Origin of the sequence: Mesoterricola sediminis (assembly GCF_030295425.1) — a bacterium.
Taxonomy (GTDB): domain Bacteria; phylum Acidobacteriota; class Holophagae; order Holophagales; family Holophagaceae; genus Mesoterricola; species Mesoterricola sediminis.
In genome coordinates, this window is the sequence record NZ_AP027081.1 from 120,009 (window position 1) to 133,045 (window position 13,037).

Genomic DNA, 13,037 nt, shown 5'->3' on the forward strand with positions numbered 1-13,037 from the left:
CCCTTCCAACTTCCCGCGACGGGGGCCCGGAGATGCCGTACCATCGCCCTCATGGCCCCGAGAACGAACGCCTCCCCACGGATCCTCGTCATCGAGGACGAGCCGGAGATCGCCGGCCTGGTGAAACTGAACCTGGCCGCGGCGGGCTTCGAGGTCGCGGTGGCCCCCGACGGCGCCGCGGGGCTCGTCATGCAGGAGCGCGAGCCCGCGGACCTGGTCGTCCTCGACCTCATGCTCCCCAAGGTGGGCGGCCTCGAGGTGCTCCACATCCTCCGCCGCCGGCGGAACCCCGTGCCCGTGCTGATCCTCACCGCGCGCAACGGCGACGAGGACCGCGTGAAGGGGCTGGCCATGGGCGCGGACGACTACCTGGGCAAGCCCTTCTCCGTGCTGGAGCTCATCGAGCGGGTCAAGGCGATCCTCCGCCGGACGCGGGGGGCCGCGGGGCAGCCCCGGGAGCTCCGGAGCGGGCCCTTCCGGATCAACCTGCCGCTCCTGAAGGCCTACCGGGGCCGCACGGATCTCGAGCTCACCCTGCGGGAGTTCCGGCTCCTGGAGGTGCTGGTCTCCAATCCTGGCCGGGTCAACAGCCGCCAGGAGCTCCTGAACATGGCCTGGGATCCCGACGGCAGGCCGATGCCCAAGACCGTGGACGTCCACATCGGCATGCTCCGGAAGAAGCTGGGGGAGACGGAGCGCGCCCCGTACATCCAGACCCTCGAGCGCGAGGGCTACCGCTGGCTGCTGCCGGTGACGGCCGGCGAGGGCTGAGCCCGGGGGCCGGCCTCAGGCCTCCTCGACGAGGACCTCGCGGGGCTTGCCCGCGCCGCGATCGGGCCCGACGATGCCCTCGTCTTCCATGCGGTCGATGAGCCGTGCGGCACGGCCGTAGCCGAGGTTGAGCTTCCGCTGGAGGAGGCTGGTGGAGGCCTTGCGCTCGCGCTTGACGAGGGCCACGGCGCGCTCGTACACGTCGTCGCCGCCGCCGGAGGCCGCCGCCTCCTCGAGGGCCCCGCCCTCGTCCTCGGTCTCCATGGCGGAGAGGAGGTGCTGGTTGTAGTCGGGCTTTCCCCGCTCCTTCAGCCACTCCACGAGCCGGAGGGTCTCCTCCTCGGTGAGGAGGGGCGCGTGGATGCGCTTGGGCCGGGCGCTGCCGGGGGCGAGGAAGAGGGCGTCGCCCTTGCCCAGGAGCTGCTCGCCGCCGCCGCTGTCCAGGATGGTGCGGCTGTCGATCTTGGTGTTCACGCGGTAGCTGAGGCGGCTGGGCAGGTTGGCCTTGATGACGCCGGTGACGATGTCCACGGAGGGGCGCTGGGTGGCGAGGATGAGGTGGATGCCCACCGCGCGCGCCTTCTGGGCGATGCGGGCGATGCTCTCCTCCACGTCGGAGCGGCAGACCATCATGAGGTCCGCGAGCTCGTCGATGACGACGACCACGTAGGGGAGGGGCTCCAGGACCGCGGGCCGCTCCGGCCAGCGCGGGTTCGGGGTCCGGTCGCTCAGGTCGATGGATCCGCCCGCCTCCTCCAGCTTGGCGTTGAAGCCCTCGAGGTTGCGCACGCTGAGGAGGGCGAGGCGCCGGTAGCGCTCCTCCATCTGCGCCACCACCCACTTGAGGACGCGGCCCGCCTCCTTCATGTCCGTGACCACGGGAGCCCAGAGGTGGGGGATGTCCTCGTAGATGCCCAGCTCGACCATCTTGGGATCCACGAGGATGAGCTTGACCTCGCTGGGCAGGGCCCGGAGCAGCACCGAGCAGATCATCGCGTTGACGCCGACGCTCTTGCCGGAGCCGGTGGAGCCGCCGATGAGCAGGTGGGGCATCTTGGCGAGGTCCGCCACGACGGGGTGCCCGGCCATGTCCTTGCCCAGGGCCAGGGTCAGCAGGCTCCGCGCGTCCTTCTGGGAGGGGTCGCGGAAGGCGGGGCTGTCCACCACCTCCCGGAAGCTGATGATCTCCCGGTGGCGGTTGGGCACTTCCACGCCGACGAGGTTCTTGCCCGGAATGCGGTCGATGCGGACCTTCTCGGCCTGGAGGCCGAGGGCCAGGTCCTCCTCCATGCCCAGGACCTTGGCCACGGGCACGCCCGGATCCGGCTGGAACTCGTAGACCGTGACCACGGGCCCGGGCTGCATGCCGGTGACGTTGCCCTTGACCTTGAACTCGGTGAATTTCTGCTGGACGAGGGCCCGGGTGGCCTCCAGGGCGCCCGCGTCCTGGCGGGCGCCGGGCGCAGGGGGGTCGAAGAGACGGCGGGGGGGCAGTTCCAGGCGATCCACGATGCCCGGGGTGTCGGGGGCCGGGGGCGGGACCTCCTTCACCCGTTCCCGGACCGGCTCCTTGGGCCGGGGGGCCGGCGTCGGCGGCAGGGCGGGCAGGGGATGGACCGGCGTGGGCTCGGTCAGGCCCAGGGGCTGCTGCTCGATGACGCGGCCGAAGGCGTCCTTGGCCACCTTGGGCGCCACCAGAAGGGGCTTGGGCGGGGGCGGGGGCGGCAGGTCCCGGAGGAGGGCGGGGGGCGGGAGGGGCTCCCCGGGCGTCAGGAGGCGCTCGGAGATGATCACCGAGGGATCCTCGGGGATGTCCTCGGGGCCCACGTCCAGGTGCAGGGAGTGGATCACCGGCAGGTCGGGCTCCTGCGGCGGGTTCAGGCGGCGGTACAGGGCCGATTCCCGCTCGGCCCGCTCCAGGGCCTCGATGCTCTCCCGGTCCACCTTGGCCAGGGCCGATTCGCGGGTCATCTCCAGGGCGTCGGAGGCGTCCAGGTCGGGGACGTCCCGCTGGGGGGAGACCCGCAGGAAGGGCCTGCGGAGCATGGAGAGGAAGGCCCGGGCGCCCTTGCCGGGCAGGGGCTTGACCCAGGGCAGGGCGCGCTTGCCCATCCAGCGGGCGATGGCGTCCCCCAGGCGCCGGGTGAGCCCGGGGGCCAGGAGGGTCGCGGAGAGGGCCATGAGGAGGGCGGCCAGGAGGGGGAGGCCCACGGGGCCCAGGGTCCGGCGGCACGGCGGGTACAGCAGTCGGCCGATCCAGCCGCCCCAGCGGAGTTCCAGGGTCTGGCCCCCGTCCAGGTGCCAGATCCGGGGCCCGGGGGCGCCCAGGAGGGTCCACACGGCCAGGGCCAGGGCAAACCAGGCCACCCGGCGGGGCCACAGGGTGGCGCCGGAGGGGAAGCACTCCCAGAGGATGTAGAAGGGCACGAGCCAGGCCCCCACGCCCATGAGGGTCTGGAGGGTGCCGGCCAGGAGGGCCCCGAAGGTGCCGCAGAGGTTGTGGACGGGCGCGTCCACGCCCCCCGTGGCGAAGGGATGGGGGTCGAGGGGGTGGAAGCTCAACAGGGACAAGAAGATCACGAGCGCAAGCGCGCCCGCCATGACCCTGAGCAGGATCCTGCCCAACCCCTTCACGTGTCCTCCCCGGTTCTTCACGAGTCTAGGCCCCCCGCCGGGTCTGCGAAAGCCCCGGGATCGCGCGCCACGCGGATCTCGCTCGAACGGGAACGCGGAAACGCCGGGCGGACGCGGAGGTGCGGCGGCATGCTAGCGAAGCAGCGCGGCGCGCCGGGCCGGATCCCAGGTGGGTTTGCCGAGGTCCCGCAGGTACTCGCCGATGGGAACGACGTGCCAACCCTCGGCCCGGGCGCGGTCCAGGAAGGGGCCCAGCACCTGGGCGGGGCGGTCGCCCACGGGCCGCCCGGACCCCAGGTGCATGAGCACGATGAGGCCGTCGCCGTCCCGCTTTTCCATGCGGGCCCGGAGCTTGTCCAGGATGGCGTCGCCGGTGCGGTAGAGGCGGCGCTCCTTCACGGTGGCCCAGTCCAGGGTGTCGGCGCCCTCGCTCCAGCCCACGTGGCGGTAGCCCAGCTCCTCCGCCCACTGGCGCACCTCCAGGGTGTGCTCCCCGTACGGGGCCCGCCAGTAGGGGTCGAAGGGGCGGCCCAGGAGCTTCAGCAGCTCCCGGTCGGCGGCGAGGAGCTCCTCGTGCACCTTGTCCCGGGTCCACCGGGGGTCCCGCCGCATGCCCGGCGCCAGGTGGGGATGGTCCAGGGTGTGGTTGCCCAGCTCGTGGCCCTCCCGGTCCATGCGGCGCACCAGGTCGGGGTACTTGCGGATGAACTCGCCGGTCAGGAAGAACGTGGTGCGGATGCCGCGGGCCTTGAGGGCGTCCAGGACGTCCACGGCGACCTCGGCGGTGGAGCCGCCGTCGAAGGTCATGCAGATGCGGCGGCCGCCCCGGGGGCCGCGCAGGAGGTTGAAGCCCTCGCCCGCGCCCGTCCAGCCGGGCAGCACGGCGGCGGGCCGGGGCGGCTGCTTGGGGTTGGGGGGCGCCACCTGGATGGGCCGGGGCGCGGGGGCGGGGGACGGGGACCTTCACGGGGGCCTTGGCGGCGGGCGGGGCCGGCGCCGGGGCCTGGGGGCGGGGACCGGGCGGCTCGGCGCGGCCGGGGCCGGGGTGGGCCGGGGGCGGGCTGAGGCGGCGGGACGGGTTTCTGGACCGGGGCGGGCCGGGGCGGCGCCGCGGGGCTGCCGGACCGGGGGCCGGGTCCAGGCTCGGGCCGCGGGGGGCTGGAGGCCGGGGGCAGGTCGGGCGGGGGTTTCGGTTCAGGCGGCCGCGCGGGGGCTGGCGCGGGCAGCAGGGGCGGGGCCGCGGGGGGCTGGACGGGCGGTGTCGCCGCCGGGCGAGCTGGCGCCGGGGGCGGGGCGGGCCGGGCCGGGACCGCTTCGGGCGCGGGCGGCGGGGCCTGGGGCCGGGTCCGGGGCGGGGGCTCCTTGTCGAACTCGAACTTCATGAGCAGCTTGCCGTCCATCGTCCGGAGCTCGGCCACCTCGCCCTTGGGCGGGCGCAGCATCTCCCACCGCACTGGGCCGAAGGGCAGGGTCCGCGTCTCATGCAGGGTCGTGCCCTGGAGGGTGACCACCACCGGGTCGTCCACCTCGCCGGTGATGACCAGGAGGCCGCCCACGAAGTGGAAGCTCCAGGGGTCCAGGAGGGGGGCCGGAGCCGCGGCGGGGGGCGGCAGGGAGGGGGGTTCGCGCCGCTCGCAGTGGAGCATCGCCAGGGCCGCCAGGAGGGGCGCCGCGCGCAGGAGGCCGGGGACGGCCCGGGGCCTCACCGGCCTTCCCGGCGGCAGGCGGCCCAGTAGTTGGCCTTTTCGCGGACCTGGACCCGGGCCACCCGGAGGCCCTCCGCCTCCAGGTGCAGGAGCAGGTCCCGCGCCAGGGCCTCGGCCGTCGGGTTCCGCCCGGCGAGGGAGGCCTGCTGGTTGAGCAGGGTGTAGTCCATGCGGGCGATCCAGTCGTCCAGGGCCCCGGCGGGGGCCTCGGTCTCGCCCGGGGCGCCCCGGAAGGTCACCTCGGCCTCCCAGTTGTGCCCGTGGCGCGCCTCCACGAACCCGGGCAGGTCGTGGAAGTGGTCGGCCACGAAGGGCCTGCGCACGGTGAGGTAGAGGGATCCCATGCCCCATTCTAGCCACGTTCTCCGGGCGTACGTGGCCGGCGCGGGGCCCGGATGGCATCATGGTGCGAGGGATGTCCGTTCCCCCGCGGAGGTAGGATGCGTCGCTGGACAGCATGGCTCTTGATCGTTCTGGCCGCGGTGGTGTGCCGGGCCGGTGCCTTCGATCCCGAGCGGGACGTGGTGGTGGCCTTCCGGAAGGGGGCCGTGGTGCTCACGGTGCCCGCGGGCGCCCACCTGAAGGCCGCCTTCATGGAGGTGGCCCTGGCCAAGGGAACGGCCGGAACCCTGAAGGTGGGCCCCCTCCCGCCGACCCGGGAGAAGGACGAGCTGGGCGACGGCATCTGGCACGACCGGGTGGCCATTCCGGTGGCGGGCGAGGGCCTGGCCGGCACCGTGGCCCTGACCGTCACCTACCAGCCCTGCACCGAGGGCCAGGGCGGCGTCTGCTATCCGCCCACCGACAAGGTGCTCCAGGTGAAGGCCGCCGATATCCCCGCCCTGAAGCCGGCCGCCGCGCCCGCCCCCGCCGAGGCGCCCCGGGCGGAGCCGGCCGCCCCGGCCGCGCCTGCCGCCCCGGCGCCCGCCGCCGTCCAGGCCGCGGCCCCGCAGCCGCCCGCCCCGGACGCCGGCCGCGGCGGCCTCCTCTGGAGCTTCCTCGTCATCTTCGCCTTCGGCATGGGCGCCTCCCTCACGCCCTGCGTCTACCCCATGATCCCCATCACCATGGCCATCATCGGCGCCAAGGGCGGCGGCAAGCTCCGCGGCTTCAGCCTCTCCATGGCCCTCGTCCTGGGCATGGCGGTCACCTACACCGTCCTGGGCGTCCTGGCGGCCAAGTCCGGGGCCGTGGCCGGGGCCTGGGCCCAGCGCCCGGCCTTCCTGATCCCCGTCTCCGTCCTCTTCTTCCTCTTCGCGCTGAGCCTCTTCGGCGCCTTCGAGATCCGCCTGCCCGACGCCCTCCAGCAGAAGCTCCAGGGCAGCGGCGGCCGCAAAGGCTACCTGGGCGCCTTCACCATGGGCATGGTGCTGGGTCCCCTTTCCGCGCCCTGCGTGGGCCCGGTGATCGGCTCCGTCATCCTCACCATCGCCCAGCAGGGCCGGGTCGCCCTGGGCGCGGCCCAGATGTTCACCTTCGCCCTGGGCATGGGCGTCCTCTTCCTCGTGACCGGCACCTTCACGGCGTCCCTGCCCCGCTCCGGGGACTGGCTGGAGCGCTTCAAGCACGGGATGGGCCTGGTGGTGCTCGCCTTCGCGGTGTGGAACGTGCGCCTGCTGCTGCCGCCCTGGGCCCTCTACGGGCTCGGATCCGCCGTCCTCCTGGTGGCGGCGCCCGTCCTGGGGGCCTTCCGCGCCTCCGAGAGCCTGGTGGCCGGCATCTTCCGGGGGGCGGGCCTGCTCGCCCTGGCCCTGGGCCTCCTCTGCGGCGTCCGCGGCGTCGAACTGGGCCTGGACGTCCAGCTCCTGCCCCGGGGCGCCGCCGCGGCCGCCCCCGCCCCCACCGCCAGCGTGTGGATGGAGCAGGACCTGGAGGGGGCCCTGGCCCGGGCCAAGGCCGGCGGGAAGCTGGTCCTGGTGGACACCTACGCGGACTGGTGCGCCCAGTGCAAGGAACTGGACGAGAAGACCTGGCCGGATCCCGCCGTCCAGGCCTGGATCCGCGACCACGCCGTCGCCGTGCGCATCAACACCGACGCGACCCGCAAGGACCTGGTCCCCCGCCTCCAGATCCGCTCGTACCCCACCGTCCTCCTCCTGGACGCCGAGGGCCGCATCCTCCGCACCTCCCTGGGCTTCCAGCCGCCCGCGGAGATGCTCCGCTTCCTCAAGGGGTAGGCGGGCGCCTACCCCCCGCCTTTCTGGAAGGCCCGGAGGAAGGCCTGGGCGAAGGCCGCCGCTTCGGCGTCGGAAACGTCCGGCTGGATGAGGTCCACCTCCCAGCGGGTGAGGGGCGGCAGCGCGCCCAGGCGGAGGGCCTCGACGGGGCGCCACCGGACCTCCTGGCGGCGGGAGCCCGCCGCCCGGACCGCCCGGCCTCCGCTTCCCGCGAAGCCGAGGGCGGCCAGGCCGCGCAGGAGGTCGGCTTCCGACAGGGTCATGGTCCACATGGGCGCCTACCCGCCGCCCACCGGGGGCCAGATGGCCACCGTGTCCTCCGCCTCCAGGCACCGGTCCCCCAGGATCTCCTGGGGCACGAACACCCCGTTGTGGAGCACCAGGGTGCACAGGTCCCGGGGCAGGGCCATGCGCTCGATGAGCCCGAGCAGGGAGGTGCCCTCGGGCACCTCCACTCGGGTGGCCCGGGCCTTGCGGTCCGCCGGAGGGAGGTGGGCGCCGAGGGTGGCGAAGAGCTTGACGGTGATGTTCATGCCTTGAGCTTGCAGGCCAGCCAGGCCTCCATGAGCAGGGACGGATTGGCCTGGAGCCGCGCCTTCCAGGGGCCCAGGGGGACCTTGCCTTCGATCAGGCCCCGGAGGGCGCCGATGTGCTCGGTGAGGCCCACGGCATTGGCGCCCACCAGGCGGTCGTCCTTGAACTGGAGCTTGAGGTAGCGGTAGCGGGCCGGGTCGGTCACCTCCACGGCCTCGCCCCCCTCCACCCCTTGCCAGGCCCCGAAGCTGGAGGACTTCAGGCCCAGGGTGTCCAGGATGTTGAAGGGGAAGGTGCCCCGGGAGGCCGCGCTCCGCCCGGCCATGTTCAGGGCGGCGATGCGGCCCTGGTCCACGGCGTTGGGCTGGATGGCGTTGACCAGGCGGGCGCCCGTGACCACGTCCACGTGCTCCGCCACGTCGCCGGCGGCGTAGATGCCGTCCACCCCGGTGGCCATGGTGTCGTCCACCTGGATGCCGCCCTCGATGCGGACGCCGGTTCCCGCCAGGAGCTCCACGTTGGGTTTCACCCCCACCAGGCAGAGGTACAGGTCCGCCGGGAGGCGCTCGCCCCCGGGCAGGTGCACGTCCAGGTGGCCGTCGCCCTGGGTGATCCGTTCGGGCAGGGTGTCCACCCGGACCGTCACGCCCTGGGCCTGGCACCAGCGCCGGATGAGGGCGCTGGACGGCGGGTCCATCATGCGGGAGACCATGCGGCCGCTGCGGACGAGCACCGTCAGGTCCACCCCCAGGTGGACGAGCCCCTGGATGATGATGCAGCCCACGAAGCCCGCCCCCATCTGGACGACCCGGGTCCCGGGCCTGGCCCGGGCCAGGAGGGCGCGGGCGTCCGCGAGGGTCCAGCAGGTGTGGACGCCGGGCAGGTCGATGCCCGGGATGCGCTGGAGGGTGGGGCGGGAGCCCGTGGCCACCAACAGGCGGTCATACGGAAGGGTGGCCCCGTCCGCGAGGGTGACGGTGCGGGCGGCCGCGTCCACCTTGATCGCCCGGCCATGCCGGAGGTCGATGCCCAGGCGCCGGAAGTGGTCCGCGTCCGTGCGGAGGCGAAGGCCGGTCTCGTCGATCCGGCCGGCCAGGAGGTAGGGGAGGGCCATACGGGCGTACGGGACCTCCCCCTCCCCCTCCAGGAGGGTGATGGTCGTGTCCCGGTCCGCCCGGCGGAGGGTCTCCGCGGCGGTGACCCCCGCGGGACCGGCGCCGAGGATGAGGTGCCGCATGTCAGAGCCCCAGGCGCTGGACGGTGGCCGCGGTGGGCACGCCCTCCGCGGTCCAGCCCCGGACCTCGTAGTACTCGGGGAGCATCTTGCCCAGCTCGGCGACCCGGCCCTTCATGGGGCCCGCCTTGGCCGGCTCGTTGAGCAGGCGCGGCGGCAGGGTGTCGTCCTTGCCGGTGAGGCCGGCGGCGAGGTTGAAGCGCCGCTCCAGGTTCCAGACCCGCTCGCCCAGCTCCATGAGCCGGTCCAGGGACCAGTCCCCGCCCAGGGCGGGCTGGATCATGGACTGGATGTCCGGGCCGCCCCACGCGAACGTGGTGAACAGGCAGATGCCGGCGGAGTCGACGACGGCCGTGAGGTCCTGGAAGGTCTTGAGCATGGGGGCCTTCCCCTCGGTCGTGCAGGGATCCATCTTCATGGGGATGCCCAGGACCTCGGGGCTCACCATGTAGCCGCGCACATGGCAGGCGCCGCGGTTGCTGGTGGCGTACTCCAGGGCCATGCCCTGGAGGCCGCGGCCGTCGTAGGCCGGGAATTCCTGGCCCTTCACGCTCATGGAGAGGTCGGGCCGCCCGTACTTGGCGCACAGGCGCCGGGAGCCGAGGCCGATGATCCGGCCGAAGCCCTCCCCCGCCGCGCACAGCTCGCTCAGCTTGACCATGGCCTCGACGGAGCCCGTGGGCAGCTCGAGCCCGGCCTCCTCCTTCGTGAGGATGCCCAGGTCGTACAGCTCCATGGCCGCGCCGATGGTGGCCCCCAGGGTGATGGGGTCCATGCCCTGCTCGTTGCAGAGGAAGTTCACGTAGGTGAGGGCCTCCAGGTCGCTGACGCCGTTGGCGGCGCCCAGGGCCCAGGCGGCCTCGTACTCCACGCCGCCGGAGCAGCCGTGGTACTGGGGCTTGTCCTTCACCGTGAAGTGGCCCGGGTCCAGCTTCGAGATGCGGCCGCAGGCGATGGTGCACCCGAAGCAGGCTGCGTTGGTGACGAGGTTGGCCTTGCCGTCCGTGGGCCGCTTCTCGTGCATGGCCTCGCCGGAGATGGCGTTGGCGCCCTCGAACTGGATGTCCCGGTGGTTGCGGGTGGGCAGGGCGCCCACCTCGTTGATGACGTTCATCAGCACCTGGGTGCCGTAGGTCGGCAGGCCCTGGCCCGTCACGCCGTTGGCCGCGAGCACGGCCTTGGCGTCGGCCACCGCCTTGGCGAACCCTTCGGGATCCGCGGGGCGGTAGGCGTCCGTGACGGTTCCGCGCACCGCGATGGCCTTGAGGTTCTTGGAGCCCATCACCGCGCCCACCCCGCTGCGGCCCGCGGCGCGGTGGAGGTCGTTCACGATGGCCGCGAAGAGCACCTGGTTCTCCCCGGCGCGGCCGATGCTGGCCACGCGCATCTGGGGATCCTGGTGGTGGTGCTTCAGCGTCTCCTCCGTCTCCCACACCGTCCGGCCCCACAGGTGGGACGCGTCCAGGAGGGTGGCCACCTCGTTCTCGATGAGCAGGTAGACGGGCTTCTCGGCCCTGCCCTCCAGGATCACCATGTCCCAGCCCGCGAACTTCAGCTCGGCCCCGAAGAAGCCGCCCGAGTTGGAGCAGGCGATGGCGCCCGTGAGGGGGCCCTTGGTGATCACGGACCAGCGGCCGCCGGTGGCCGCCGCGGTGCCCGTGAGCGGGCCCGTGGCGATGATGAGCTTGTTGGCGGGGGACAGGGGATCGAGGGTCGGATCGATCTCCTCGACCAGGTACTTGGTCGCCAGGCCCCGCTGGCCCAGGAACTGGTGGGCCCAGGCCATGTTGAGCGGTTCCGTGCGGATCTCGCCCGTCGTCAGGTTCACGCGAAGGATTTTCTGGGTCCAGGTCATGGCCGCCTCCTCACACCGCTGCCGGGTTCGTGTCGGTCTTGCCGGCCCATTGGCGCATCCGGTCCAATCCGGTCCAGTCGGCGTCCACATAGGTGATCGCGCCGGTGGGGCACGCCTGGGCGCAGGCGGGCTGGTCGCCGCCGCACAGGTCGCACTTCTGGACCTTGCCCGTGGCGGCCACGTAGTTCACGGTGCCGAAGGGGCATGCGATGGTGCAGACCTTGCAGCCCACGCAGAGGTCGTCCTTCACGTACTTGGCGCCGGTGCGGGCGTCCTTGCGGATGGCCTCGACGGGACAGGCGTGGAGGCACCAGGCCTCGTCGCACTGGGTGCAGGTGTAGGGCACCTTGCGGCCCTCCGCCTCGAAGGAGAAGACCTTGATGCGCGAGCGGGAGATGGTGAAGGTGCCGTGGTGCTTCGTGGCGCAGGCCATCTCGCACTGCAGGCAACCCGTGCACTTGTTGGGATCGATCTTGAGGGATTTCTGCATGGACGCGTCTCCTCGCAAGGACCGGCAGGCCAAGGATTGGGAATGGCGCCAAGTATGGTCCGCGGATGCGTGTCCCCACATGCAGAGACGGCGTATCAATTACAAGTATCAGTATTGCTTCACTAGATTTCGGACGTTGTATTTCCGGAAAGCGAGCGGGATCCCAAAAAAAAACGGCCACCCCGGAGGGTGGCCGTTCGTGTGGACGGGAAGGTCCTACATCTGGTCCTTGAGGCCCTTGGCGGCCTTGAAGACGACCTTGCGGCCGGCGGGGATCTGGATCTTCTCGCCGGTCTTGGGGTTGCGGCCCATCTTCTCGCGGGTGGCGCGGACCTCGAAGGTGCCCAGGCCGAAGACGTTCACGCGCTTGCCGCCCAGGAGGGAGGTGACGATCTCGTCCCGGAGGTTGTCCAGCATGGCCTTGGCACGGGCCTTGGTGAGATCGTGGGCCTCGGCGAGGGAGGCGGAGAGTTCGGGGATACCGATGGTTTCGGGCTTGGAAGTGGTCTTGCTCATGCTGTTCCTCTCTTGAGGCTGGAGGGGGAGGCGGGTCCAGGCACAGGTACCCTGCTCCCCGGGACGGGAAGGGGAGAGGCTATTCGGCCGCGAGGGCCGTGACCTCGATGGCGACCTTGGCGTGGACGCCGGCGTAGAGCCGGATGTCCGCCTCGTACGAGCCCAGGTCCTTGACGTGGGGCAGGGTGATGGACTGCTTTTCGATCTCGAAGCCCTTGGCCTTGAGCAGCTCGGCCACGTCGCCGTTGGTGACGGACCCGAAGAGGTGGCCGTTCTCGCCCACCTTCTTGGCGACGGCGAGGCTGATGGCGGAAACCTTCTCGGCCAGTTCCTTGGCTTCGGAGAGCTCCTTGGCGCGGAGCTTGATGTTGCGCTCCTTCTCGAGCTCGATCTGGCGCTTGTTGCCCGCGGTCACGGGCAGGGCCTTCTTGCGGGGAAGGAGGAAGTTGCGGGCGTACCCGTCCTTGACGTTGACCACATCGCCGCGCGCGCCCAGGTTGGCGACATTCTCGATGAGCAGTACTTCCATGATGGTGTCTCCGGTGCATGGCCAGCGCTCGTGCGTTGTCCCCTCATCAGGTTAGGCTGGGATACGTTCCCGGCCAGGGATCTCCAGGTGCGGAGCCCGTTCCCTCGGTGGGTTTAGGCCACTTTTTCTGTCAAAATAGCCTAACCTAACTGCCCTCCCAACGGAACCCCATGGACACGAACTTTGAACGCAGAGCGCGCCTGCGCGTGGTCGCTGGTCCGGACGTTACCGTCCGGTTCAAGGCGGGAGACCTGGGCTTCGAGGAGGTGCGCATCACGAACCTCAGCGTGGGCGGCTGCTTTGCCACCCTGCCCCGCCCGGGCGCCATGGCCTTCCGCCAAGGCACGCGCCTGGAGCAGTTCCGCTTCAACAACCCGGACCTCGAAGGCCTGCCCTTCGACGCCGAAGTGGCCTACGTGCTGGGGGGCGCAGCGGGCGGGCGCGGCGGCATGGCCCGGGTCGGCCTGGGCATCCACTTCCTGGCGATGGCCCCCTCCATGGCCGAGGCCCTGCGCGTCTACGTGGAGGCGCGGCTCGGCTGAAGGGGCGGAGGAACCTGGGGGCTCTATACGCCATTCATAGCGTGGCGGT

14 protein-coding genes are annotated in these 13,037 nt (G+C 72.1%); 3 read left to right on the forward strand and 11 right to left on the reverse strand.

Annotated elements, in window-relative coordinates; translation table 11 throughout:
* The first annotated feature begins 51 nt into the window (after positions 1-51).
* Positions 52-771, forward strand: coding sequence for a response regulator transcription factor (locus tag R2J75_RS00500; protein WP_316410874.1), 720 nt, complete (start codon positions 52-54; stop codon positions 769-771).
* A gap of 15 nt (positions 772-786) precedes the next feature.
* Here the strand turns inward: R2J75_RS00500 and R2J75_RS00505 are convergent, their stop codons facing one another.
* The 4 genes from R2J75_RS00505 to R2J75_RS00520 all read right to left on the reverse strand — a co-directional run bounded on the left by R2J75_RS00505 (position 787) and on the right by R2J75_RS00520 (position 5,455).
* Complete coding sequence (locus R2J75_RS00505) at positions 787-3,426, reverse strand: DNA translocase FtsK (RefSeq protein WP_316410875.1); 2,640 nt, start codon at positions 3,424-3,426, stop codon at positions 787-789.
* A 111-nt stretch (positions 3,427-3,537) separates the two neighbouring features.
* Positions 3,538-4,287, reverse strand: coding sequence for a polysaccharide deacetylase family protein (locus R2J75_RS00510; RefSeq protein WP_316410876.1), 750 nt, complete (start codon positions 4,285-4,287; stop codon positions 3,538-3,540).
* A complete protein-coding gene (locus R2J75_RS00515; protein ID WP_316410877.1) occupies positions 4,209-5,111 on the reverse strand; it encodes a hypothetical protein in 903 nt (300 codons plus the stop codon). Before R2J75_RS00515 ends, R2J75_RS00510 begins: the two co-directional genes overlap by 79 nt.
* Positions 5,108-5,455 carry a 6-pyruvoyl trahydropterin synthase family protein gene (locus R2J75_RS00520; protein WP_243336046.1) on the reverse strand — a complete coding sequence of 116 codons (348 nt, stop codon included), beginning with the start codon at positions 5,453-5,455 and terminating at the stop codon, positions 5,108-5,110. Before R2J75_RS00520 ends, R2J75_RS00515 begins: the two co-directional genes overlap by 4 nt.
* A 96-nt stretch (positions 5,456-5,551) precedes the next feature.
* Here R2J75_RS00520 and R2J75_RS00525 point away from each other — a divergent pair, with 96 nt between their 5' ends.
* Positions 5,552-7,288: a protein-disulfide reductase DsbD family protein gene (locus R2J75_RS00525; protein ID WP_316410878.1), complete on the forward strand. Its 1,737-nt coding sequence runs from the start codon at positions 5,552-5,554 to the stop codon at positions 7,286-7,288.
* An 8-nt stretch (positions 7,289-7,296) separates the two neighbouring features.
* Here the strand turns inward: R2J75_RS00525 and R2J75_RS00530 are convergent, their stop codons facing one another.
* The 7 genes from R2J75_RS00530 to rplI all read right to left on the reverse strand — a co-directional run bounded on the left by R2J75_RS00530 (position 7,297) and on the right by rplI (position 12,446).
* Complete coding sequence (locus tag R2J75_RS00530) at positions 7,297-7,560, reverse strand: hypothetical protein (protein ID WP_316410879.1); 264 nt, start codon at positions 7,558-7,560, stop codon at positions 7,297-7,299.
* 6 nt (positions 7,561-7,566) lie between these two features.
* The gene (locus tag R2J75_RS00535; RefSeq protein WP_243332981.1) at positions 7,567-7,821 is read right to left on the reverse strand and encodes a MoaD/ThiS family protein; all 255 of its coding nucleotides are present in this window, start codon (positions 7,819-7,821) and stop codon (positions 7,567-7,569) included.
* Positions 7,818-9,059 carry an NAD(P)/FAD-dependent oxidoreductase gene (locus tag R2J75_RS00540; RefSeq protein WP_316410880.1) on the reverse strand — a complete coding sequence of 414 codons (1,242 nt, stop codon included), beginning with the start codon at positions 9,057-9,059 and terminating at the stop codon, positions 7,818-7,820. The genes R2J75_RS00535 and R2J75_RS00540 overlap by 4 nt, the downstream gene beginning before the upstream one ends.
* A 1-nt stretch (position 9,060) precedes the next feature.
* The gene (locus tag R2J75_RS00545) at positions 9,061-10,911 is read right to left on the reverse strand and encodes an aldehyde ferredoxin oxidoreductase family protein (RefSeq protein ID WP_243332977.1); all 1,851 of its coding nucleotides are present in this window, start codon (positions 10,909-10,911) and stop codon (positions 9,061-9,063) included.
* A gap of 10 nt (positions 10,912-10,921) precedes the next feature.
* Positions 10,922-11,401, reverse strand: a complete 480-nt coding sequence (locus R2J75_RS00550) for a 4Fe-4S dicluster domain-containing protein (RefSeq protein ID WP_243332975.1) — start codon at positions 11,399-11,401, stop codon at positions 10,922-10,924.
* 216 nt (positions 11,402-11,617) lie between these two features.
* On the reverse strand, positions 11,618-11,917 hold the full coding sequence (locus R2J75_RS00555) for an HU family DNA-binding protein (RefSeq protein ID WP_243332973.1): 300 nt from the start codon (positions 11,915-11,917) through the stop codon (positions 11,618-11,620).
* Between the two features lie 79 nt (positions 11,918-11,996).
* Entirely contained in the window at positions 11,997-12,446 is a 450-nt protein-coding gene (gene rplI, locus R2J75_RS00560) for a 50S ribosomal protein L9 (protein WP_243332972.1), read from the reverse strand.
* 170 nt (positions 12,447-12,616) lie between these two features.
* Between rplI and R2J75_RS00565 the strand changes: the two genes are divergently transcribed.
* The gene (locus R2J75_RS00565) at positions 12,617-12,988 is read left to right on the forward strand and encodes a PilZ domain-containing protein (RefSeq protein WP_243332971.1); all 372 of its coding nucleotides are present in this window, start codon (positions 12,617-12,619) and stop codon (positions 12,986-12,988) included.
* The last annotated feature ends 49 nt before the right edge of the window (positions 12,989-13,037 follow it).